Origin of the sequence: Nonomuraea sp. NPDC049141 (assembly GCF_040648415.1) — a bacterium.
In the GTDB taxonomy this organism is placed as follows: domain Bacteria; phylum Actinomycetota; class Actinomycetes; order Streptosporangiales; family Streptosporangiaceae; genus Nonomuraea.
This window is the reverse complement of record NZ_JBEZDR010000004.1, coordinates 636,793-657,571: the sequence shown is the minus strand read 5'-3', so window position 1 is coordinate 657,571 and position 20,779 is coordinate 636,793. Positions and strand designations below refer to the sequence as shown.

At 67.3% G+C, this 20,779-nt stretch carries 28 protein-coding genes; 4 read left to right on the top strand and 24 right to left on the bottom strand.

The genetic code is table 11. The features are described from left to right. Nucleotide 1 precedes the first annotated feature (1 nt). From AB0B91_RS15395 to AB0B91_RS15385, 3 genes are read right to left on the bottom strand one after another with little or no spacing between them, the layout of a single operon-like run. The gene (locus tag AB0B91_RS15395) at nucleotides 2–2,056 is read right to left on the bottom strand and encodes an LAGLIDADG family homing endonuclease (protein ID WP_358318909.1); all 2,055 of its coding nucleotides are present in this window, start codon (nucleotides 2,054–2,056) and stop codon (nucleotides 2–4) included. Beyond that, nucleotides 2,056–2,505, bottom strand: coding sequence for a hypothetical protein (locus tag AB0B91_RS15390; protein ID WP_358318908.1), 450 nt, complete (start codon nucleotides 2,503–2,505; stop codon nucleotides 2,056–2,058). Before AB0B91_RS15390 ends, AB0B91_RS15395 begins: the two co-directional genes overlap by 1 nt. Then, entirely contained in the window at nucleotides 2,502–2,696 is a 195-nt protein-coding gene (locus AB0B91_RS15385) for a hypothetical protein (protein WP_358318907.1), read from the bottom strand. Before AB0B91_RS15385 ends, AB0B91_RS15390 begins: the two co-directional genes overlap by 4 nt. A 320-nt stretch (nucleotides 2,697–3,016) precedes the next feature. Here AB0B91_RS15385 and AB0B91_RS15380 point away from each other — a divergent pair, with 320 nt between their 5' ends. Beyond that, nucleotides 3,017–3,520, top strand: a complete 504-nt coding sequence (locus AB0B91_RS15380; protein ID WP_358318906.1) for a hypothetical protein — start codon at nucleotides 3,017–3,019, stop codon at nucleotides 3,518–3,520. Between the two features lie 105 nt (nucleotides 3,521–3,625). On the opposite strand, the gene AB0B91_RS15375 is transcribed toward AB0B91_RS15380, so the two are convergent. Beyond that, complete coding sequence (locus AB0B91_RS15375; protein WP_358318905.1) at nucleotides 3,626–3,997, bottom strand: hypothetical protein; 372 nt, start codon at nucleotides 3,995–3,997, stop codon at nucleotides 3,626–3,628. Nucleotides 3,998–4,321: 324 nt separating this feature from the next. Between AB0B91_RS15375 and AB0B91_RS15370 the strand changes: the two genes are divergently transcribed. Continuing rightward, nucleotides 4,322–5,101 (top strand): SAM-dependent methyltransferase, encoded by a 780-nt coding sequence (locus tag AB0B91_RS15370; RefSeq protein WP_358318904.1) that lies wholly within the window; start codon nucleotides 4,322–4,324, stop codon nucleotides 5,099–5,101. 1 nt (nucleotide 5,102) lies between these two features. Here the strand turns inward: AB0B91_RS15370 and AB0B91_RS15365 are convergent, their stop codons facing one another. Then, on the bottom strand, nucleotides 5,103–7,889 hold the full coding sequence (locus tag AB0B91_RS15365) for a BTAD domain-containing putative transcriptional regulator (protein WP_358318903.1): 2,787 nt from the start codon (nucleotides 7,887–7,889) through the stop codon (nucleotides 5,103–5,105). Between the two features lie 309 nt (nucleotides 7,890–8,198). On the opposite strand from AB0B91_RS15365, the gene AB0B91_RS15360 reads away from it, so the two are divergent. Next, nucleotides 8,199–8,438, top strand: coding sequence for a hypothetical protein (locus AB0B91_RS15360; protein ID WP_358318902.1), 240 nt, complete (start codon nucleotides 8,199–8,201; stop codon nucleotides 8,436–8,438). Here the strand turns inward: AB0B91_RS15360 and AB0B91_RS15355 are convergent. The 7 genes from AB0B91_RS15355 to AB0B91_RS15325 all read right to left on the bottom strand — a co-directional run bounded on the left by AB0B91_RS15355 (nucleotide 8,435) and on the right by AB0B91_RS15325 (nucleotide 11,150). Beyond that, nucleotides 8,435–9,133, bottom strand: coding sequence for a winged helix-turn-helix domain-containing protein (locus AB0B91_RS15355; RefSeq protein WP_358318901.1), 699 nt, complete (start codon nucleotides 9,131–9,133; stop codon nucleotides 8,435–8,437). The two genes, AB0B91_RS15360 and AB0B91_RS15355, sit on opposite strands and share 4 nt — an antisense overlap. Before the next feature lie 126 nt (nucleotides 9,134–9,259). Then, complete coding sequence (locus tag AB0B91_RS15350; RefSeq protein ID WP_358318900.1) at nucleotides 9,260–9,430, bottom strand: ClpX C4-type zinc finger protein; 171 nt, start codon at nucleotides 9,428–9,430, stop codon at nucleotides 9,260–9,262. Further along, complete coding sequence (locus AB0B91_RS15345) at nucleotides 9,427–9,840, bottom strand: ASCH domain-containing protein (protein WP_358318899.1); 414 nt, start codon at nucleotides 9,838–9,840, stop codon at nucleotides 9,427–9,429. The genes AB0B91_RS15350 and AB0B91_RS15345 overlap by 4 nt, the downstream gene beginning before the upstream one ends. Continuing rightward, nucleotides 9,828–10,223: an HNH endonuclease gene (locus AB0B91_RS15340; RefSeq protein WP_358318898.1), complete on the bottom strand. Its 396-nt coding sequence runs from the start codon at nucleotides 10,221–10,223 to the stop codon at nucleotides 9,828–9,830. Before AB0B91_RS15340 ends, AB0B91_RS15345 begins: the two co-directional genes overlap by 13 nt. Further along, nucleotides 10,220–10,579 (bottom strand): hypothetical protein, encoded by a 360-nt coding sequence (locus AB0B91_RS15335; protein ID WP_358318897.1) that lies wholly within the window; start codon nucleotides 10,577–10,579, stop codon nucleotides 10,220–10,222. The genes AB0B91_RS15340 and AB0B91_RS15335 overlap by 4 nt, the downstream gene beginning before the upstream one ends. Beyond that, nucleotides 10,576–10,917 carry a hypothetical protein gene (locus AB0B91_RS15330; protein ID WP_358318896.1) on the bottom strand — a complete coding sequence of 114 codons (342 nt, stop codon included), beginning with the start codon at nucleotides 10,915–10,917 and terminating at the stop codon, nucleotides 10,576–10,578. Before AB0B91_RS15330 ends, AB0B91_RS15335 begins: the two co-directional genes overlap by 4 nt. Further along, the gene (locus tag AB0B91_RS15325) at nucleotides 10,917–11,150 is read right to left on the bottom strand and encodes a hypothetical protein (RefSeq protein WP_358318895.1); all 234 of its coding nucleotides are present in this window, start codon (nucleotides 11,148–11,150) and stop codon (nucleotides 10,917–10,919) included. The genes AB0B91_RS15330 and AB0B91_RS15325 overlap by 1 nt, the downstream gene beginning before the upstream one ends. Nucleotides 11,151–11,407: 257 nt before the next feature. On the opposite strand from AB0B91_RS15325, the gene AB0B91_RS15320 reads away from it, so the two are divergent. Then, complete coding sequence (locus AB0B91_RS15320; protein ID WP_358318894.1) at nucleotides 11,408–11,902, top strand: hypothetical protein; 495 nt, start codon at nucleotides 11,408–11,410, stop codon at nucleotides 11,900–11,902. Between the two features lie 223 nt (nucleotides 11,903–12,125). Here the strand turns inward: AB0B91_RS15320 and AB0B91_RS15315 are convergent, their stop codons facing one another. The 12 genes from AB0B91_RS15315 to AB0B91_RS15260 form a co-directional block, all read right to left on the bottom strand. After that, nucleotides 12,126–15,518 carry an NACHT domain-containing protein gene (locus AB0B91_RS15315; protein ID WP_358318893.1) on the bottom strand — a complete coding sequence of 1,131 codons (3,393 nt, stop codon included), beginning with the start codon at nucleotides 15,516–15,518 and terminating at the stop codon, nucleotides 12,126–12,128. A gap of 142 nt (nucleotides 15,519–15,660) precedes the next feature. Then, entirely contained in the window at nucleotides 15,661–16,038 is a 378-nt protein-coding gene (locus tag AB0B91_RS15310) for a bifunctional DNA primase/polymerase (protein ID WP_358318892.1), read from the bottom strand. Then, on the bottom strand, nucleotides 16,011–16,244 hold the full coding sequence (locus AB0B91_RS15305) for a bifunctional DNA primase/polymerase (protein WP_358318891.1): 234 nt from the start codon (nucleotides 16,242–16,244) through the stop codon (nucleotides 16,011–16,013). Before AB0B91_RS15305 ends, AB0B91_RS15310 begins: the two co-directional genes overlap by 28 nt. Nucleotides 16,245–16,336: 92 nt before the next feature. Then, nucleotides 16,337–16,588: a hypothetical protein gene (locus AB0B91_RS15300; protein ID WP_358318890.1), complete on the bottom strand. Its 252-nt coding sequence runs from the start codon at nucleotides 16,586–16,588 to the stop codon at nucleotides 16,337–16,339. A gap of 886 nt (nucleotides 16,589–17,474) precedes the next feature. Beyond that, complete coding sequence (locus tag AB0B91_RS15295) at nucleotides 17,475–17,882, bottom strand: helix-turn-helix domain-containing protein (protein ID WP_358318889.1); 408 nt, start codon at nucleotides 17,880–17,882, stop codon at nucleotides 17,475–17,477. A 2-nt stretch (nucleotides 17,883–17,884) separates the two neighbouring features. Then, complete coding sequence (locus AB0B91_RS15290) at nucleotides 17,885–18,262, bottom strand: hypothetical protein (protein WP_358318888.1); 378 nt, start codon at nucleotides 18,260–18,262, stop codon at nucleotides 17,885–17,887. A gap of 36 nt (nucleotides 18,263–18,298) precedes the next feature. Then, entirely contained in the window at nucleotides 18,299–18,937 is a 639-nt protein-coding gene (locus AB0B91_RS15285) for a hypothetical protein (protein ID WP_358318887.1), read from the bottom strand. A 3-nt stretch (nucleotides 18,938–18,940) separates the two neighbouring features. Beyond that, on the bottom strand, nucleotides 18,941–19,240 hold the full coding sequence (locus tag AB0B91_RS15280; RefSeq protein WP_358318886.1) for a DUF4326 domain-containing protein: 300 nt from the start codon (nucleotides 19,238–19,240) through the stop codon (nucleotides 18,941–18,943). Continuing rightward, complete coding sequence (locus AB0B91_RS15275) at nucleotides 19,233–19,604, bottom strand: hypothetical protein (protein ID WP_358318885.1); 372 nt, start codon at nucleotides 19,602–19,604, stop codon at nucleotides 19,233–19,235. Before AB0B91_RS15275 ends, AB0B91_RS15280 begins: the two co-directional genes overlap by 8 nt. Next, a complete protein-coding gene (locus tag AB0B91_RS15270) occupies nucleotides 19,597–19,992 on the bottom strand; it encodes a hypothetical protein (protein ID WP_358318884.1) in 396 nt (131 codons plus the stop codon). The genes AB0B91_RS15275 and AB0B91_RS15270 overlap by 8 nt, the downstream gene beginning before the upstream one ends. Further along, nucleotides 19,985–20,302: a DUF5131 family protein gene (locus AB0B91_RS15265; RefSeq protein WP_358319218.1), complete on the bottom strand. Its 318-nt coding sequence runs from the start codon at nucleotides 20,300–20,302 to the stop codon at nucleotides 19,985–19,987. The genes AB0B91_RS15270 and AB0B91_RS15265 overlap by 8 nt, the downstream gene beginning before the upstream one ends. Continuing rightward, a complete protein-coding gene (locus AB0B91_RS15260) occupies nucleotides 20,293–20,631 on the bottom strand; it encodes an HNH endonuclease (protein WP_358319216.1) in 339 nt (112 codons plus the stop codon). The genes AB0B91_RS15265 and AB0B91_RS15260 overlap by 10 nt, the downstream gene beginning before the upstream one ends. Nucleotides 20,632–20,779: the final 148 nt, after the last annotated feature.

Genomic DNA, 20,779 nt, shown 5'->3' with positions numbered 1-20,779 from the left:
GTCAGGCGACCTTTCTCGTGGCTGGGGTGGTGGGTTCCGGGAGGACGAGGGCCTCACCGATGACGTTCTTGGAGTGACGGGTCTCGAACTCGGACATCGCCTGGGCGTTCCGGAAGACGGCGTACATGTCGTCGCCGCACCTGGCCGGGTAGAGGCGCCAACCTTCGGGGCGCAGGTGCATGATGATCCCGATTGGAGCGCGCTCAGGGAGGCGAATCTTCGTGCCGTCGCGCAGCCATCCCCACGGGGCGGCCCGGTAAGCGGCCATCTGCGCGCCCGCCTGCGGGTAGACGCCGTGGCGGTGACCGGAGTACGTGGTCGCGTCCAGCTCACCGCCGGTGTTGTGCGTGGGGATCATAGTCTCGCCGCACAGGAACGTGCGGTTGGACGAGTCCACGGCGATGCACTTCGTTGGCACCGTCAGTGTGGGCTCGACACTCACGATGAGGCGGCGGGAGGCTCGATCGGGGTTCGGCACGTGAGCCAACTCCGCTTTCCGAGTGAGCCGGAACGGGTTGATGCTGCGGGGCGTGAACGTGATGAGGTAGTGCGTTCCCGGCTTGAAGCCGGTGTGGTTCATCTCGAACATCGCCGCACGAAGGCCCAGGGACAGCACCAGCTCACGAACAGAGATCGCGAACTCCTTGGACGAGGTCACGAGCTGGGCGCAGTTTCGGCGGCGGTTCCACGTGCCGTCCGTGTCCATGAGCCCTTGGAGCAGGGCAAGCCGCTGCTCTCGGCTTGCCCGCAGGTACGCGGCCGGGATGTGCTTGTCACCGAGGACCCCAGCTTTGCGCAGGTCACCGACGAGGCCCAAGACGCTCCGTACGGGGCAGCCGCCTTCTCTGGACACCTTCTGTGGCGGACCTACGGCGTAGCCGCAGGCGTGGATGCTGTCGAAAATCTCCTGGTCCTGGCTGGAGACTTCACCGCTGGTGTGCTTCCCGTCGCCGAGCCAGCGACCCAGGACGTAGGGCTCCACCGGCAGCGCTGTCGGAGGCAGCTCAAGAGGGTCCGCGACGCGCACACGATGGTGCCGCTTGCCGTACTTGAGCAGAGTGGCAGCGATCTCCACCGTGGAGTGGACGCCGCTCGTCCTCCACTGGGGGTGACCGCTTTCGGTTAACCACAGGTGTTCGTCATCGCAGATGACTGAACTGCCGTCATCGAAGGTGACCCGGTAACAGTCCCGGTAGTGGACTTCCGAGGTCTCCGTGACCGTGCAGGGACGCCCATCCGATCCGAGTAGCGTGTCGCCGACCTGGACGGCGCCCATTGTGGTCCAGCCGGTCGGGGTTGGCAAAGGTGTGTCGAGAGCCAGGCCCTTGGTGTCGCCGGGAAAGATGGTGTCAGCCGGTAACCCGACCCTGGCGGCGACCAGCGGCGACGTGAACAGATAGTCCAGCGTGCCCCCGAACCCGTGCTCAGGGTGGGCGACCACCATCTCGGAGGCGATGAACCGGAGCTGCCACTTCTCAACGCACTCGGTGAAGTGCGCCAGGTACGAACGGAACTCCGGGTCGGAGGCGAGGCCGGCCGGGGCAGGCTCGCCCAGGATGCGCGCCTCGATGAGCCGGTGCACGGCCCGCCCGATGTCGCCCCGGTCGTCGCGGCGGCGGACGGGCTCCAGCTTGAGCCACTTGATGAACTCCTCCCGCTCCTCGGGGGTGCGGGAGACGCGCAGCATGTCGCCGACGCGGTCCATCGCGGTCTGCGCCACGACCTTGGCCGCCCAGTAAACGAGCCCGCTCTTGGACATGCCCTGGTCGAGAATCGTGGTGACCGAGCGGAGCCTGTCCCCAGTTTCGGGGTCGCGGTAGTAGCCGCGGGACCGTCGCGGGACGCGGGCGTTGCCCACCACGGCGCCGCTCCCGGTGCAGGGGAGCACGTCGGCCTTGTCAGCCTTGTGCTTGCGGATGGTGCCCGACTTCGCGTTGACCTTCCGGTCTATGAGGCATTCGGGGCAAGGTGCCATCTCGGGGAGTCCGGCGGTGGCGGCTTTGGCTGCGGCGGCCCACCCGTCCAGGCCCGTGGGGGTTTCGATGATCGTGGTCATCAGAACGGCGGCTCGTCGGACCACGGGTCTTCGCCCCGTGTCTGGCCTTTGCGGGAGATCAGCTTGAGATCGGGGCAGTGCGTGAGCATGGCTTCCAGCTCGTCATCGTGGTAGCTGACGCCGTCGTACACCTGGTACGGGGCCTGGCTGCCTTCACTGAGGAACCGCACCCCGTCCACATCGCCGTCGTCGTCGAACCGCGCGAGGACGAACCAGCGCCGCCCGCCGCCTTCCCACAGGTCACCTACGCGCGGCTCCCAGTGAGCTGGGGGGATATGTTCTGCGGTCACGTCGCGGGCGTCGAGCGGGATGGGGCCGATGGTCATGCCGGAGGCGAGCGTGGCGTACAGCCACCGGCCGCGGGCGGTCGGTTCGATGCGGGCGCTGACCACTTCGGTAAGCGTCACGCGCAGCCGGGCTTTGGGGTTGATGTCGCCGGTCATTGTCATGCCCCCTGCTCGGCGAGGAGGACGGCGTGGGCTTCGGTGAGGTATCGGGCGGCTTCGACCGGTCCGACGTGGTCGATGAGGAGGTCGAGGGCGACGGTGGGGGCATCGCAGTTGGGCTGGTGGGGCGTGGCGGCGATGAGTGCGAGGTTGGCGATGCGCTGGTTGGCGCGGCTGGTGGTGGGGTGGGTCACTGCGTCTCTCCCTGGTCGCTGGTTGGCGATTCCGCCAACCAGCGGTGCGGATGCGGATGTGGCGTTTCCGCTGGTGGTGGCGTCCGTCGCAAGACTTGTTGATCTTGGTCGTGCATGTCTTGCGACAAGTCCAGCCTACGCCTGAGAGACGCGCATGTCACGCGTCGATCGCGTCTCTCGCGTCGTTGGCAAAGAGGCACGAAAACAAGATCAATAAGCTTCGCCGTTGATCGTTACGGAGAGTAGTCAGACGCGACCGACGCCCACCCAAGTGATACGCTCGCGTCGATCCCGGACCGCCACGAGGGGATACCGCCATCATGCCCGCCACCAGAACCGGTCAGCTCAGCCCCGAAATGGCGCTCATCACCCGCTACCGCAAGCGGGAGGGAACCCCCGAACCGGAAATCGGGGTCCGCACCCTCGCACGCCTGATCAGCGACGCCTCCGGGCACAAATTCAACGAGCAGTTCTGGCGACGCCGCGAAGCTGGCCTCGTCACCGACATCTCGGACAAGGACCTCGCCTGGTGGGCATGGGGTGTCCACGTCCCACCCGACGAGCTGGCCGCCACCGGCCGCACCGCCGCCGCCGACATCCTCCGCCAGATCATCGCCGACCAGGAAGCGAAATCCGCCGCAGCCGAGCGGGCCGCCACCCGTGCCGCGACAGCTATCGAGGGTTTCCTCCAGGAGGCATACGCGGAGATCGACGCGCTGGATGCCAAGCCGGAAGAGAAGGCGCGGATGAAGCGGCACCTGCTGGATCGTGCCCAGCAGGTCGTCGATCGGGAGCAGGCCACCACGGGCATCGAACGACGCTGACTCTGCGCGGGCGCAGGCGTACAGCGTTGGACGCCGAACATCTCGGGCCCCAGGCTGTCCAGGCCGGGCCGCGCAAGCGTTGAGGGGGTCACCGATTCCCGCTCTCTACCTCGCTCTGTGGTGGGTGCCGCCTTGTGTGACGCCTGTGAGGCTGGGCGGGTTGGCACGTTCTGCAACTTTTTTGTTGCGCTGGAGACGCCAGAGGCGGCGGGCGTGCCGGGCCCCCGCCCGGGAGGCGGACCAGCAGGCCAGCGCGTGACGTACGTCCGCGAGCACACGCCTCCCGGCGTGCAGCGGCACGAAACTCCACACGGCGAGCAGCAGCAGCATGCTCGGCGTCACCGTCCGGGTGACGGCCATCAGAGTGGCGGGCGCGGCCACGCCCGCCGCCATCGACGCCACGTCAGCCAGCCAGCGACGGCGGTGACGTAGCAGGGGCTCTGTCTGCTGGGATTGTCCTCCAGCCGAGGTATTCACGATGGGACTCCCAAACGGGTAGCGGAAAGGGCGTTCGCTTGAGAGGCAACGGCCAACGCTAACGCGATTCTCATTGCCGATGAGCGACAGTACGTAGAATCGGCCTGATGTGGGGTTAGTAGATGGTTAGGATCGGGTTCGCATTCTGCGATTCTGACAGCGTTCTTCCAGGCGAACGGGCTTCGCCCTCCCCGGCGGCAGAGATCGTCTCCACCAGCGGCCTAGATCATGCGCCCCGAAGTGCTTACGATTGCGGCGTCGCTGGTTGTTCGCTGCTGTGACGCGCGGAAATAAGATCCAACGGCCCTATCTCTAAGGTGGAATATGGCATCGACAATCGACAGAACGAAGCCCTCACCCGCGCGCATGTATGACTACATGCTCGACGGCAAGGAGAACTTTGAGGTAGATCGGAAACAAGCCCACATCGTGCTTGAGGCCGCGCCGGAGGCCAAGCAAGCAGCAGTGGTCAACCGCAGATTCCTTGTGGCAGCGACCCAGTACGCCGCGAGCCTCGGCGTCAAGCAGTTCCTGGACTTAGGCTCCGGTCTGCCGACCCAGGACAACGTTCACCAGGTCGCGCAGAGGGTGGTGCCCGATGCGAGCGTGGTGTACGTCGATAACGATCCCAGCGTGCGCCTCCACGCCCAGAGTCTTCTCAACGACCCCAGAACCGGTTACATCGAGGGGGACGTGATGACCCCAGCAGAGATCATCGCCAACCCCGTGACCCAGAGTCTGATCGACTTCTCCAAGCCGGTCGCGGTGTTCCTGGTAGCTGTCCTGCACTTCGTGCCTGACGGGAATGACCCGTATGGCATCGTCCACGACCTGGTGGAGCAGGTGGCACCCGGGTCGCTGCTCGCGATCTCGCACGTGACGACCGACGAGATCAGCCCCGTGGTGTCGGAGCGGATCGCCCGGCAGCAGTTGGCCGTCCCGCTGAACCTCCGATCCGGGGAGCAGATTCGGCGATTCTTCGACGGCCTCGACCTCGTAGACCCTCCCGGCTTCGTCTTCACCGAACAGTGGGCACCCGACCAGAAGCTCCCGGCTGACGACTCCCCGCTGAAGCTCCGCTGCGGCGTCGCCCTCAAACCGTGACTCACTTCGCCGCGGCGAGCTTGCGCTTGCACCGTTCAGCGTGATGCCCAGTGCCCTCCCCCTCGTACTGGGCAGCCGCCGCGGCGTACCGCTCGGCCGCCTCCCTTCGGCGGCCGAGCCCCATCAAGGCGTCACCTTCCATCTCCAGGTACGTGGCATCGCCGGCCTCGTGTCCGAGCGGGCTCACCAGATCGACGCGACGGCGGCACAGGTCAAGGACCACGTCATAGTGCCCCGCCGCCAGCTCGACTCGTCCCAGCATCCACAGCGTGTACGCCACGTAGGCTTGCTGTCCGGTGCCGGTCGGCATCGCCTCGGCCAGCCTCACCGCTTCCCGGGACCGCGTGATCGCCTCGTCGTACAGACCGCGCTGGGCGAGCACGAACGCCAGGACGCGCAGGCAAGCCACCTCCGTATGAACATCTCGGGCCGTCTGGGCGATGCGCAAACCCTCGACTGCGTCGGCGGTTGCCTGCTGGAGACCCTCTTGACGTCGTTTCCCGTGCAGTTGCTCGCCCGCCGCCGCCCGAGCAGCCAGCGTCCGCGCGAGGGCCCGACGATCGACGACAGATCGGAACGCCTCGGCGCTCGCATCGAGCATCGGTATCGCCCGCTCGGCGCCTCCAGGTGAGCGGGAAACGAGGATTGCCAGCCGTAGCCGGGCTTCCGCTGCCAACCGTGCATCCCGGCCGGCGATGGCGGTATGCATGATGAGCCGCCACATGTCCTGGGCGTTCCGGCTCCGGCGCGCCCAGAACAAGTACGAATGGACGCGCAGGGCGATGCCTGTGGCGCTTTGAACGCGCAGCTCACGGCAGGCGAACCGGACCGCCTCCAGGAGATTGCCGATCTCGGAGGCAAACCACGTCTGCGCGTCGGCCTGGACGAGACGCCGCGCCAGCGGCGGCGCGTACAGGGACTGGCCCAGCCTGGCCGGAGGAGGGGAATGCGGCTCATGCGGGATGAGAGAATCGGCAAGGTCGGCGAGTTCGAGCCAGCCCAAGAGGAGCCGGTCCACGACGCCATCGCTCTCGGCGACACGCTCGGCCAGCCGATCGGCAGCGAAAGCCCGCAGCAACCCGTGTTGGCGGTAGCGCGGACGGCCGAGCGCGTCGGTGCCGGCGGGCGCGACAAGGCTGTGCGCGGTCAAGGTTTCCAGCGACTTTTCGGCGTCGCCCCCCAGCAGCATCGTGGCGACCCAGCCGGGGTAATCGCCCGGCCCGGCCATCGCCAGGCCGCGAAACGCGCGGCGAGCGTCCTCGGCGAGGGCGTCATAGCTGTCGGCGGCAATACTCGCGGCCACTCCCATCTCGTCGGAATCGAGATCGGCGAGCCGATCGGCGAAGTACCGCAGAGTCCAATGAGGTTGCGCTGTCAACCGCGCCCCTGCCACCCGGATCGCCAGGGGAAAACCGTCGCATGCCTCCACGAGAGCGCGGGCTGCGGCTGCGTCCGAGACGACCCTGTCATGGCCGATGATCTCACCGAGGAGGTGAAGGGACTCGTCGCGGCGCAGCGGATAGAGCCGCAGGCGCAGCATGGCGCCCTCGGCCAGGTGTCTGCGGCTCGTGATGATGACGCCGCATCCGGCCGTACCCGGAAGCAACGGGTTGATCTGGTGGATTCCCAGAACGTCGTCCAGCACGAGCAGCATGCGCCGGTTGGCGAGCAGGGACCGCAGCAGCGCCGTGCGCTCAGCAGGCGTACGAGGGAGATCCTGGGCATGGACTCCGAGAGACCCGAGGAGTTCCGCGAGGACCTGGCCGACGCTACGCGGCCGATCCGACAGCGCCTCCAGACGAACGTACAACTGCCCATCCGGGTAGGCGTGCCGGACCAGATGCGCGACGTGCACCGCAAGCGCGCTCTTGCCCACACCGCCCGGACCAGTGATCGAGGCGATACGCACGCCCGTGCTCGTCGCGGCCGAATCGAAGTAGCCGACCAGCGTGGCCACCTCGTCCTTCCGCCCGGTGTAGTCGATGACATCGGGTGGAAGCTGCGCAGGAGGCCGCGAGGGCTCCGGCGCAACCCGTGGGCGCTGGCCGGGCGGCGGCGCGCGGTGCTCCTCCTCGGCGATCTCCTCGCGAAGCTGCCGAAGGACAGCACCCGGGCCGCTGCCGGTTTCCCCGGTCAGCAGGACGCTGACGGTCTCGTAGTGCTGAAGGGCACGAATGCGATCACCGCTACGGTACAGCGCGGTCATCAGCAGACCGTGGAGCCGCTCCGACAGCGGGTCATTGACCAGCTCACGGCGTACCTCGGTCAAGATCTCTCGATACTGCCCGAGGTGAAGCCGCGCCTGAAGCAACGCCATCACGGTGTCTCTACGGTCGATCAGCAGATCGTCACGCACCAACACCAGTTTGCCGCCGCCGTCCGGTACATCCACTAATGGCGGGTCACCCCACAGGGCCAGCGCCCGAGCGAGTGCCTTCACTGCCCTGTCGTAGTCGCCGCGATCGGTGAACGCCCGGCCGTCACTGCACAATGCCCGAAAGTCGGCTAGGTCGAAGCAGTCACCGGACTGCAGACCAAGGCGGTAGCCGGCCGGGCCGCCCACAGGGATGCGATCCGGCAGGAGAAGACGCAGCTCCGACACCTGAGTTTTCAGGCCCCCCTCGCGACCCCAGTCGTCGCCCCACAGAGCCTTCATCAGGTCTTCGGCCAGGATGCCAGTCGGGCCGGCCAGCAGCAGCGCCGCGACCAGACGGCGTTTGAGAGGAGACAGGGGAACCTGCTGGCCATCGGCGTACACGGCTAGACGCCCCAGAACTTCAAATCGCATGTGGTGTCCCCCTCTCTCCGGAACGAGCGGGCGATGATGGGACGAGCAGCAATTCACCTGGAAGAAAAAGCGCTAGTGATCGTTCCGTGGCCATCGTGCCGCACGCTTCGTCCAAGAGCAACGACGACGAGGATGAGGGTCCCCCGCCGGAAATGTCCGGCGTATGAGTCGCGGCGCCTTCCCCCGAGCTCCGCTCTAAAGATCTCGTATCACGTCACACGGGCCCGTAACACCACCGCCATCATGCAGAGATATACCGTGATCACGCCCAAAAGGGGACATCGAACCAGCGCAACCACTGGGGGTTCCATGCATCGGCCAGCCCAGATCCTCACCACCGCCATCGCCACCTTGGCCTTCGTCGTCCTCCTGGTCAGCCACGCCGGCCAGCTCGCTCCGGTCGTGCTCGCCGCAGCGGCCGGGCTCATGCTCCTCGCCGCTGTGGCCACCGTCCACGCCATCCTCCGGCCTGTCGAGCGGCGCCCGATCGACGAGGCGTACGTGCGCGCCTACGATCGCGTCACCGACCGCCGGACCCGGTCCCGCTAGTCCGTTCGGCGGGCCGAACTCGGGCCGGCGAACCGGCCGCGTCCGGGGATGTGGTGGATGAGCCCTTCCTGGCGAAGTGTGCGGAGAGCGATGGTGATGGTGATGGCGGCCAGCCCGTACGTGTCCATCAGCTCTTGCTCGGACGGGAGCGGGTCTCCCGGCTTCAACCGGCCGGAGGTGATCGCCTCACGCAGATCCTCAACCAAGCGCCGGGACGGCGGCACCGGCGCGCTCGCCTTGCCGCCGGTCACGTACGTGCCCTTGGCGTGCACGGTCTCGACGCGGCCCTGCTCACGCAGCAGTTCGATGGCGGCCCGTACCGTCTGACGGCTCACCCCGTGGTGGGCGCCGAGCTCCAGTTCGGACGGCAGCAGTTCCCCCGGCTTGAGCTTGCCCTTGTCGATGTTGGCCGCGATTCTTGCCGCGAGCTTCGCGTACGCGGCATCACGCCGCACGGACGACTTGGGCGGTGCACCGGCCACGAAAGTGCCGCTCCCATGACGGACTTCGACGCGGCCTTGGTCTCGCAGGTCAGCGATGGCCATCCGCACGGTGGATCGGGCCACGTTGTAGGTGGCGCTGAGGTCTCTCTCGGACGGGAGCTTGTCACCGGGCTTGAGCTTCCCCGTGTCGATATCAGTCGTGATCCTGGCCGCGACCTCGGCGTGTTTGGTGATGGCGGGGCGCTGGATCATGGCCCTACCGTACCTCAGAGCGCACCTGTGTATACCTGCGCGAAAGGCCCCGGCAAGGGATAGATCCCTGCCGGGGCCTTCGCGGTGCGCGGGATTATGCAGATCACACGCACGTGTACGGGCACTCTACATGCGCCCTGCCTCCTTCTTCGCCTCCTCGATGATGACGACCACGAGTTCCACGCAGTCGTCGCAGATCGCCATGCCCGCCCCTTGGACGACGATCCGGTGCGGCTCCGGCTGACCTCCGCACCAGTCGCAGGAGACGGGAGTCGCCGCGAGCGGCGGCCTGGTCATGCCGTCAACCCGAGCTGGGCGCGCACCAGGGCCTCCACGTCGGCAGGCACCTGCCACACGTTCTGCCAGCCCCGGCACGGCACCGGCTCGGCCAGCGGGCGGACATTGGCCAGCAGCCAGTGGACCTGTCCCGGCTCCGCCCACGGCGACGAGGCTTCCCGTGTCACATCCACCAGGTCGGCGACAGCCACGATCGCGCCGAACACGAACCGCTCGTCGGGCTCCAGCGGCTCCTCCGACTTGGCGGCTTCCATGATGCGCCAGTCCCGCGCCCCGGCTTCGTCCCAGCATTGTCCGGCGTGGATGGCGATCTCGCCTCGGTGGCGGGTGGCCCACGAGCGATTCTCGATGGGCTTGAGATCTGCGGCTATGGCCCAGGCCCAGGGCTGGCGAACGGTCAGACCGCGCATGCTCGCTCCTTTGCTCTCTCGACGATCTGCCGATGAGTGAGGCCGAGCGTCTTTCGTGCGCTCCAGTAGCCATCGAGGTGGGCGATCGATCGGTACGTTGTTGGCTCTCCCGCTGCGATGCGCGCGGCCACCGCATCGAGAAGGTGAGGAAGCCTCTCTTGGACGGCACGCTGATGTTTCGTTGCAGCGCCACTGGCTTGCGAGAGGCCGGGCGACTCTGCGATGCCCCGGGCTCGCCCCTTCTGCACCATGTCGGCGGTGTTGTCCGCGTAGGACCCCAGGAACAGGTGTCCGGGGTTACAGCACGGAGGATTGTCGCAATGGTGGCAGACGACGACCTCTGACGTGAGTTCCACGTCCGGAAATGCGAACTTGTAGGTCATAGCCCGAACACCGCCGTGAGCAGGGTGACGATCTCCTGGGCGGCGCGGCGGTCAGCGTCCGGGTCGTCCTCCTCGATGAGCTTGTCGGGGTGCTCATACAGCTCGGGGTACACCTCAGGGTCGAGTTCACCCGCGAGTAAGGCAATTTGGTGGGCGGCGCGGTGAACGCACACCGGATCCTCGACAACACCGCCCACGGTGGTCGAGCCGATCTGTACCTCACCGAAGATCGAGCCGTCGCTGCCCCGGGGACGGAGGAGCTTCTTGACGAGGTTGACGATGTCGTCGCGGGTGGCGTACGCCGTGACGTCGGTGCCGCTGCTACTGGCGCTCTCGTTGGTGTACGTGGTGGTCATCGGGTTCCTTCCGAGTGGTCGTGCGGGGTGGTGTCGTGTCCGCCGCGAGGGAGGAGCCCGGCGACGGCGAGGGATGCATGGATCCGGCCCGGCAGGTCCACGCCGGCGGCCCGCATGACGGTGGCGGCCTGGACGGTGATGCGGGCGATGAAGTCGCCGAGCTGGTTTGTGTCGTCGGCGATTACGGCGATTTCGGTGTCGCCATCGGTGATGGAGCACACCCACTTCTCGGCGGGCGGGTCTTCTCCGTCGAAGATGTCGGAGACGTCGGGATTCGTGGCGGGGAGAACGAAGACGTGCGCGAACTCGACGTTGAGGGTGTCCGTGTGCAGGGGCATTAGGCACGCTCCTCGGGCGGCCAGGCGGCGATGTAGGCGGCCTTCTCCTCGTCGGTGAGCTTTTCGACCTCGTCTGGGTGGATCTGGTCGTTGGGCATGTGTCCGTGCCAGATGACGGACAAGTCGCCGGTGTCGAAGATGCTGACGACGGTGCCGACGAATTCCGGGGTCCAGGTGCGGTGGCGGACGTAGTTGCCGGGCTGGATGGCGTCGTCGGTGGTGGGGGTGATCATGGCTCTTCTTAGTTCCCTTCTCGTTGGCGGTTCCGTCAACAGGACGACGGAGACGCGTCTCCGCGTGGCCGTGCTGGCGGGAGAAGCTTGATCGGATCTCTCTTCGAGCCTACCTCTTAGCGCACCTTTACATAGGTTCAGGTGCGTTCTCAGCGCCTCGCAGGGACAGACACAACGGACACACTTTGTCGCGAGACACGCACAGGACTACGGTAGAGATCACGCCCAGCACCACCGCCCGACCACAGGAGCGCCACGTGGCCCGCCGACGAACCACCGACCCCCGCCAGGTCACCTTCCAACCCCCCGGCGGCACACCCGGCTCGTTGGCGCAACCGCGAACACGCCGCCCTGCTCCCGCCCGCACCAAAGCCGTCCGCTGGACCGACCTCATCAACACCGGCACCCGCCTCGACGAGGACACCATCGAACGCATGAACGATGCCGTCGAAGACACTGGCCTGGGCCTCCAAGGCGTCTGGGAAGAAGCGATCAACTACTACTGCGATCGCCTGGACCCGGCCATCCCGGCGGAGCTGCCGCCGGGTACCGAGAAAGACCCCGTGCCCCGGCCCAGCGAGCCTGCGGCCGACCCGGACTCGCTCACGCTGATCACCGCGCGGCTCACGCCGAACACCCGCCGCCGTCTTCTCAGCGGCTGCCACCAGGAAAAGCTGGGCGGGCAGGAATTCATCCCGGCCGCGCTCAACGCGTGGTTCGACCACCTTAACGAATCGGACGCGACCTCCTGACGTGCCCCGGCGGCGGCTGACGATCCGGTGATCATCAGAAGTCGACCTGAACGCTTGTCTTCGTATGTCCTGTTCGCCTGCGTCACCTAAAGAGGTACAGGACTGATCTGACGGGCCGCTCGGTGTCGGGTCCTAGGCGGTGATCACGCCCGAACAAGGATGACGCCCGGGGGTGGAGGTTCTGCGCCTGGATTGTGCCGATCTTCATGAGGCATGAGGGCGATCAGTGAGGCGAGGACTCCCCCGAGCGCATGGGCCAAGCGCGAGTCCGCAGTGTCCTGGTGGAGCCGCTTGATCGCGGCCAGAACACAAACCGTCGCGTCGCAAAGATCGCGTCCAAGGGTGTCCGGCCGGTACCGAGCATGGCTGACCAGACGGGCGGCCGCTGTGATCTGTAGGACGACGATGGATCCGTCGGGGGATCCGTTGGACAGCCACTTGGGAAGCATGCGGATGGTCTCGGCCAGTACCGCTGTTGGATCGTCGGCGGGGTGATCGATACCGGCCAGGTTCTGTATTTCTTCGCGGAGAACCGTGAGAAGCCCGCGGCAGAGTGCTGTGCTTTCGGGGACGAGGTGGCATGACTGACGACGTAATGGCGCAGGAGGTCACGGCATGCAATCCCAAGACCCAGCCTGGTCGGGAGGTCCAGGTCTTCCCAACCACGCTGGGCCAGCACCATGTCCAGAGTCTTTCTAGAGGCGATGTCGCGGCGTAGTGGGCCGACGGTGAAATTCACAGCATGGGCGAGGTCGCGGACAAGGCCGAGGGGGTGTTCGAGGTCGAAGGCGTGGTCAAGGGCGCGAACGAGATCGCGGACGAGATCGCGGTCGAGGGCGTGGTCGAGGGCGCGAGCGAAGTCGCGGGCGTTGTCGCGGTCGCGGCCGAGGTCGCGGACAGGGCCGAGGTCGCGGACAGGGCCGAGGTCGAAGGCGTGGTCGAGAGCGCGGGCGAGGTCGAGGGCGAAGTCGTGATCGAGGGCGTGGTCGAGGGCGCGAGCGAAGTCGCGGGCGTTGTCGCGGTCGCGGTCGCGGCCGAGGTTGCGGACGAGATCGCGGACGAGATCGCGGACGCGTTCAAGGTCGCGGTCGAGCTCGTGGACGCGGTCGCGGGCGCGGACGAGGGCGAGGTCGAAGGCGCGGACGACATCGCGGGCGTGGACGAGGGCGAGGTCGAGGGCGAGGTCGAGGGCGCGGACGAGATCGCGCTCGTGGTCGAGAGAGCGGACGCGTTCGAGGTCGAGGTCGAGGACGAGGACGAGGTCGAGGTCGAGGACGAGGTCGAGGGCGAAGTCGAGGTCGAGGGCGAAGTCGTGATCGCGGGCGAGGGTGTGGGCGAGGTTGAGGAGCAGAACAAGGTCGAGGGTTTTGAGAAAGAAGCGTTCGATGGGGGCGCGGCTGTCGTGTTGTGGTTGGCCGAAGAGCTTGCGGAGGATGGCCACACTCGGGAGGGAGCTGAGGAAAAGCAGGAGGCCGATGTGCTCAGTGATGTGGTGCGGGCGGCTGGCGATCTGTTGGGCGGTGAGGAGGAACGGGTGGAAGTGGCCTGGCCGCAGGGTGAGGGCGGGCCGCTCGCCGGCGCCTCCGGCTGTCCAGAGGGCTGGGTATCGGGCATGGAAGGTGGCCAGGGCCTGGCGGGCCTCATCGGGGGTGGGGAGGCGGTAAGGGGTATCAGGGAGGATCTCGCTGAGCCAGGTGAGAAAGCCGGTGATGTCATCTGTCCAGGGACCGAGGTTGCGGATGTCGGGGGCGATGCCGCGGTCGGTGGTGTAGCGATTCCAAAGGTCCGCGGAAATGGAGTGGGCGCAGATGCGGGTGCCGGTGGTGAGGGGGAGGGTGTCGTGGAGGACCTGGGCGGCGGAGACGCCGTCTAGAAGGCGGGATTCCTCGGGGTCGGTAGGGACGATGGTCAGGAGTTGGTTGAGGCGTGCGCGGAGGTCGGGATCGAGGGTGCTGGGGGGCTCGGCGCAGGCGAAGGCGAGGCTGAGAGCGTGAACGGTGCGGGCGTCCAGACAGGCTTGCACGACCTCGGTGGCATCGGCGCCGACGGTCCACAGCAGGATGGTCTCGCGCCACCAGAGGGCGCTGACACTGTGGCGGAGGTGCTGGCGGCGGTCGTCGTTGCGAGCCGAGGCTGCGGCGAGGTATTCCTGCAAGGTGAGGTGGACGAATCCGTAGTGGTCATGACGATGTTCGATGAGGAGTCCGCTGTGCCGCACGTGCTCAAGAAACGTCTTGGGGGCCAGATCGGGAGCGGCGCGTTGTAACGTCTCGCGGATCACGTCGCAGGCCTCGCTGCTGGAGATGTCCCGCACGTGGCGACACATCATGTGCCAGGCGAGTTCCTGGATGATGTGTTCTTTCTGACTTCCGCTCAGAACAGTGTCGATCGGGTGGGTGACGCCTTTGTCCTCTTGGCGGCGGTGCAGGAGAACCTGACACATCTCGGCGTAGAGGGCGGCGCGGCCAGCAGGCAACTGGCCACGGTAGCGGTGCACGGTGGCGGTCATGGTCAGCAGCAGCGGGTTGGCTGCCAGGTCGTAGAGGGCGGGCTGGGCACTGATCCGGGCGAAGAGCGTGTCGGCGGCCTCGGCGGCGATCCGGTCGATCTCGGCCCGGTCGCCCTGTCGAGCGCGTCGTTCGATCGCCTGGTACCAGGCGTGCAGGAACTGCTTGATCTGATCGGTGGTGAACTGCTGGACCTGGAGGACCTCGGCGCTGGACAGCCGGTTGTCCTGGTAGCCGCGGGGGCGTGAGGTGATGACGAACGCGTTGTCGGGGTAGCGGGCGATCTGCTCCTCGATCCAGCGCACGACACGCTTGCGCTCGTGCTGGTCGGCGACCTCATCTAGCCCGTCCAGCAGCACCACGCACCGGCCTTTGTCCAGCTGCCGACCCACCCACGCGGCGGTGACCACACCGCGCAGGAACCGTGCCGTGACCGCTGCGTGCGCCAGCCCGGACGGCTCGCCTTCCTGGCCGGGGCCGAGGATCATCTCGGCGTGGTCGCGCAGATACAGCAGAACCGGCAACGGCCGTCGCCGCCAGAACCGGCGCTGCCACGGCCGCCACTCCCGCTCAGCCAGCTCCAGCGCGGTGTAGCGGGCCAACGTGGTCTTGCCCGACCCCGCGGCGCCCAGCACCGCGAGCACACGGCGCTTGGCCAGCAGCGGCCCCAACTGCGTCCGTTGCCCCACCGCCCGCTCCTCGCTGGCAGAAGACCCCCCGGTCGGCGTGGCTACCGCCTCGTTCGGGACGGCTTCGATCCGGTCGCCGCCGACGCCGCTGTCTACAGTGGTTTCCACGACAGGCCTCGGCTGCAAGACCACATCCACGTAGACCTGACGGGTGCGCAGCACGTATTCGGCCTGAGTGACCAGCCCGAGTGTCTCCATCTGCTCCGCCGAGGCCCGTACTCGCCGCCGGTACCGACGACGCGACATCCTCCCGATCACAGCAGACCTGTCTCCGGCAGGCTGGTCCCCGGCCGACCGGGTCTGCTCCCAAGCCACGGTCAGCAACAGCCCGAACAGGGTGAGACCGAACGCCCACGCCGCCCAGCCCAGCACCCACTTGTCGTCGTTGAGGATCTGGTTGGACGCCACTGCGCCGGCCATAAGCACCGACGCGACCACTACCGCCGCGCAAATGTACCTGACGATCCTCAACACCCGTCGCACACCGGCCTCCCTGCCGTGGTGAGCCCCTCCGGTAAACGCCACCCAACACCGGTCTCCCCCAGTCATCAGGTAAAGCTGCTCAATTGATACCGAGGCCGTGTGGAGCCCTACCGAGTGGCTTCGTGCGCCACTCAGTGAGCCGCTCAGCGATCCAGTTGGGCAGTTCGGCGATCGACCCGTCCCGCTCGATCATGTACTGCTTGCCGCCCACGACCGAGCCGGGGCCGATCACGTAGCCGCCCCAGCCGCCGCGACCCGGGCCGCGGGTGTCGATCCCGGTCCCGAGCGCGGTCCGACCACCGGAGACGCTGCCGATGGTGCAGCCTGCGGGAGCACGAAAGTACAGGTGCAGGCCCCCGTTGGTCGGCGTCCGCACGGTGAACGTGTCCGGCCACTCGATGCCAAGCACCTGACACCAGTTGCCCAGCATCACCCGGCCGTCCCCGCCGTCGTCCACATCGGGTCGAGCACGACGAGCTGGTTGGCCCAGCAGCCGATGCCGATGTTGTCGCCTGGCCGCCACTGCTTGCGCACGTCCTCTGTCGTGCGCAAGCAGTCGGCCTGCCAGCCCGGCCCGGCGGGGAGTCGGCCGCCACGCGGCAGCGAAAACACCGCGAGACCGCGCTCGATCAGCGGGAGCGGGTCGGGAGTCAGCAGATGCATCCAGCCTCATAGCCGACGAGCCCGGTGTCGCCACCGCACTCTTCGCAGACACCATCCTCGTCGTCCTCGTTGTCGCTCCACTCGCCGTGGCGCTAGCCCGAGCAACGCGTCTCGCAGCCGCATCCCTTCGTGCACTCGGGGCAAATCATGCCCATCGTCCAACCGCAGTCCTCGCAGAGGATCTGGTTGGCAGGGTCCGTCATGATGGCGACGGCTTCGAGCGGGGTTTCCTCACGCCCGTCGAGCCAGTCCACCAGCTCGTCCCGAACCTGCATGTAGGTCTTGCCGGGCCGGTGATCCTGCAACACGCGGGTGGCGTTCTTGAGGTCACGGTCGTAGGGCATGTCTCGCCTCATCCGGCAGGGCCGCCCACGCTCGACCCCGCCTGTCGAGACGCCTGCGCGGGCCACCGCGCGTAACGATCAGGGGAGGTCGCCTGCGGCAATCGCCGCTTTCCTCGCCCTCGGACGCCGTGATCCCCGCGTGGGCTGGGATTCCCGGCTCGGGTGGGTGGTTGGAGCGTCAGCCGCACTGGAATTTACACCAGCATCCCGACAAAAGCAGCGGCCCCGCAGGTTTCTGCGGGACCGCTCTGCTGACACGGAGGTCAGTGTTGTTCGATCGCCGCGATGACCGGGTCCACGATCCGGTTGAGCTCCTCGACCAGCACCGCCACGGCGTCGCGCGCCAGTGCGGGGGGCGTCATCGTAAGGGCCCGCGGGCGGACTCGGCAGGCGATCCATGGGCACCGGGAACAGCATGCGCGACGTGCACAGCAGGAACGGAGCCTTGGTCAGCTGCTCCCCGTACGGGCCCACGTACCGGCCATGATCCTGCTGCCAATCCCGCCAGTACATGCCGCCGACCCGCCACGAGTGTTCGTTCCGCAGCGCGGCCGGCCACCCCGTGGCCAGCTCGACGTTCGCGGTAAGGGAGCCGTCCCAGTCGTTGCGTTCCACCTGGGCGCTGATGACGCGGCGAAGGTAGCGGACGTAGCCCGGCGCCATGACCGGGCCGGTGCCGATCCGCCAGGCGAATGCCGCGAACTCTGCGCGCAGGTCCTCGCCCCACATCTCAGCGACGTGGCTGGCCCGGTCGCGGACGTAGGCGCCATAGCGGGAGACCCCGTCGCTGGCGCTCGTGCGGTCGTCTTCGTGAGCGATCCAGAAGGCGTGATCGGTCATGACTCTCCTTCGTGGCATCGTTGGCGAAACCGCCAACATAAATTGTTCATCTGCTCAGCTCCCCGCGCTCGGCCAGCCGCCACCGGGTGACCGGTCTCGGCACGCAGAACTCTCGGTCATCCCGGAAGCCCGGCAGCGACTCGACCAGGCCCTCCCTTTCCATCCGTGCCAGGGTGTGCCTCAGCCTTGTTGTCGTCGGCAGACCCAGCACGCGGCTCAGCTCGCCCTGCGTGAACAGCTTGTCCGGGTAGGTCTCCAGGTGAGCGAGCACGCGCGGCATCCTCTCCTCGTACGCACACAGCGACCGTGAGCGGCCTTCTATCGCGGCGAGGTGCCGGTAGACGCTGCGCTCGTCCACGCCGAGCCGGGCCGCAATGGTGGGGACGCCATGTTGAGAGGACAGGAGTTCGGCGATGCGCTCCCGGCGTTCCTTGGTTCGCTCCCACGTGGGCATGGCTATCTCGCCTCCTCCCCCTGCTCGCCGATCAGTGCGGCGGCCTTGGCCTCCTCCAGCGTGAGCCCGCCCACGTGCATCAGCTTGCTGATCAGGTCGTCGCGCTGCCCCTGCTCGATGATGAGAGCGTTGGCGCGGGCCTGAGCCTTCTCGACGGTCAGGCCCTCGGCCTGCATGAGCGCGCCGATCAGCCCGTTCATACCGTGGGCTGCGACCTCGGCTGCCGCCTCGACTGTCCACGGCATGCCGTCTGAAGTGGCGAAGGTGAGCACACGCATGTCGCGGGCGACGCTACGCGCGAGGTACTGGAGGATGTCGGCGGGCTCGACCGGCGGCACATCGACCTCGGCCGCCGCGGTGGTGTCGTTGAGCTGGGTCATCGGGGTTCTCCGTTTCTGAATTGCCGGGGGGTGTGGTCATGCGGAACGCTCTTTTGCGGGCTTACGGAAGGCGCCGCGGTTGCGGACGCGGGCGCAGACTCCGCCGTGGGGCCGGCCGCTCAGATCGGCGGGACGGACGTCTTTGCCCCACTGACGGGACGGCTCCTCGTCTTCGTGCCACAGCTCCAGGAAGTGTCGGCGAGCACGGGACAGCCGCGACCGATACGTGGCGAGCGAGATGCCCAGCGCCGCAGCGGTTTTTCCGTGGTCCTCGTAGACAGCGAGCGCGTGAAGAACCTCCCGCTGCCGGTCGGTCAGGGCGGCCAAGATCTGGTGCAGCGCCGCCCGTTCCACGATCCGGTCCTCATGCGTGTCGTGGGGGCCGCAGGTGACCCACCAGTACACGACGTAAGCCCGGATGTTGGCGCGGTGGCCGTGGTGCCGCATGTCCGCTTCGGTGTAGCGGCTCAGTGCCGCCGTGCCCTTCTGTACCAGGTCGCGCCAGGATGGCGGCTCATCATTGGCGGCGAGGTGCTCAGCGATGGCGGTCCATGCGATGTTGTAGCGTTCCTCGACGTCGGATGCCTTCCAGCGCATGCCGCCGTAGTCAAGCCGGACAGCCCCTCGGGCCATGCGGTCGATGTCGGCGATGGTGTAGCCGTGGAGGGTGTCCATCGCTCACCACCTGCCAGCCATCGCGGCGAGCAGCGTGTCCCCGTGACACCAGTCGCTCTCCTTGCACCAGCAGGCCACGTCCTGGTCGCCGATCTCCGCGAGCGCCCGATCGATCAGGTCAGGGTTGTCGCGGAGATGCTGCCGATACAGGACCTCGGAGTTCTTACGCCCATACACCTTGACGGGGAATGGGTTCGCGAACGGCGACTGCCGCAGGCCGGGGGCGCCGCGGCCGATGTAGACGGCTCCCTCGGGGACCTGGCCGTGGAACAGGTCCCCGGTGACCTTGACCCGCCTACCCACGGCCGACCGCCTTGTCCCGGATGTGCTGCGCCAGTTCCAGCATGGGGACGAAGCACTCGCAGTCCTCGCCCGCGACGCCATCGCACGCCTCGTGGTACTGGCCGTCCACCTGGATCCGGACTTGCTCCTTCCATGTCTGGGCGGAGCCCTTGAGCACGGCGGCGATCAACGGCCCTATCTCCGGGTCCGTGAGCGCCATCCAGATGGCGTCCACGCCTCCCAGGTAGGCGATGGCCACGCAGCCGTTCCGGCTGTGCACGTAGTTCCCTTGGCGGTTCCACGGGGTGTCGCTGGTGGCTGCTGCGGTCGCAAGCACGATCTCGGCTGCCGTCTCCATTTCCTCAGCGGGGGTTGGGTCAGGCATGGGAGTCCTCCAGCCATGCGTTGTCCCACGGAAGGCCCAGGTCATCAGCCGCGGTCAGCCCAGCGAACTCCGGGTCTTCGGCTCGCACCTGGTCGAAGTCGTAGCCGTGCTCCTTGTAGTAGGCCCTCACCCTCTCGACCACCTCTGCCGGAGTGACAGGCACGAGCAGGGTCGCATCGTCGGCCAGCCAGCGCGGGCCGTACTCGTCGAGCGGCCCGGACGCGTAGAAGACGCCGGACACGAACTCTCCTTGCCAGGTCGCGCGGCCAAGCAGCGGTCGGGGGGCGTTGACGACGGTCCAGCCGTGCTCGGTGATGGCGTCGGCATGCCCGGCGGGCCACCGCCCGGCGAGCACGAACCGGGTCTGCCGCAGAGTGATCTCAGGCATCGGGGTACTCCGTCCACGTCCGACCGTCCAGCTCGGCACCGGCATTGTGCTTGCCGACCCGCTCCATCACCTCGGCGTCGGGCTGGTCGATGTGCCAGCCCGGCCAGGGCGTGCCACGGTCACGGCCATCGAGCATGACGACGTGATGGCGGTCGTCAGTGGCGTAGGACGGCTGGGGCCGCCACTCACCCCATTGCTTCATGAAGTAGGGCACGCCCGCCGAAACGCACTGGTCGCGCAGGGACCGCACCCACGCCGGGTGCATCGGCCGCGCGCCGGGGCCAGACTCACCGCCGGCGACTACCCACAAGAGCGTCTCTCGCCCCGGACTATCCGCGAGATCGTCTGTTCCCGAACTCCGAACTCCGCAGCGAGGACACGCAGAAGCTCGCCGTCCGCCCGACGCGAGCAGATTTTCTGCACCTGCTCCGTCGTCAGCTTTGTGTTCGAGTTCAGCGGACCGAACTGGTCGAGCTTCCCCCGCCGGAGGATCGTGCGGGCGTGTTCTGCCTGCTCCACTGGCGTCGCTAACTCCAGGTTGGACGGGCGGTTGTCTGTCTTGATCCCGTTCATGTGGTTCACGGTGAGCCCGGCTGGAATCGGGCCGTTCAGATGAAGCCACACCAGCCGGTGCGCCATCGCGTGTATCCGCTTGCCCTCGAACATCACCCGCACTTGCAGGTATGTCCGCGTGTCGTGCTCCGCTCTGCGAGGAGTGCACGGGACCAGATGACTGCCCCCCGTCCATCGATTGCCGCGCCTGGCTGCCACTCGCCAGATCCGGCCC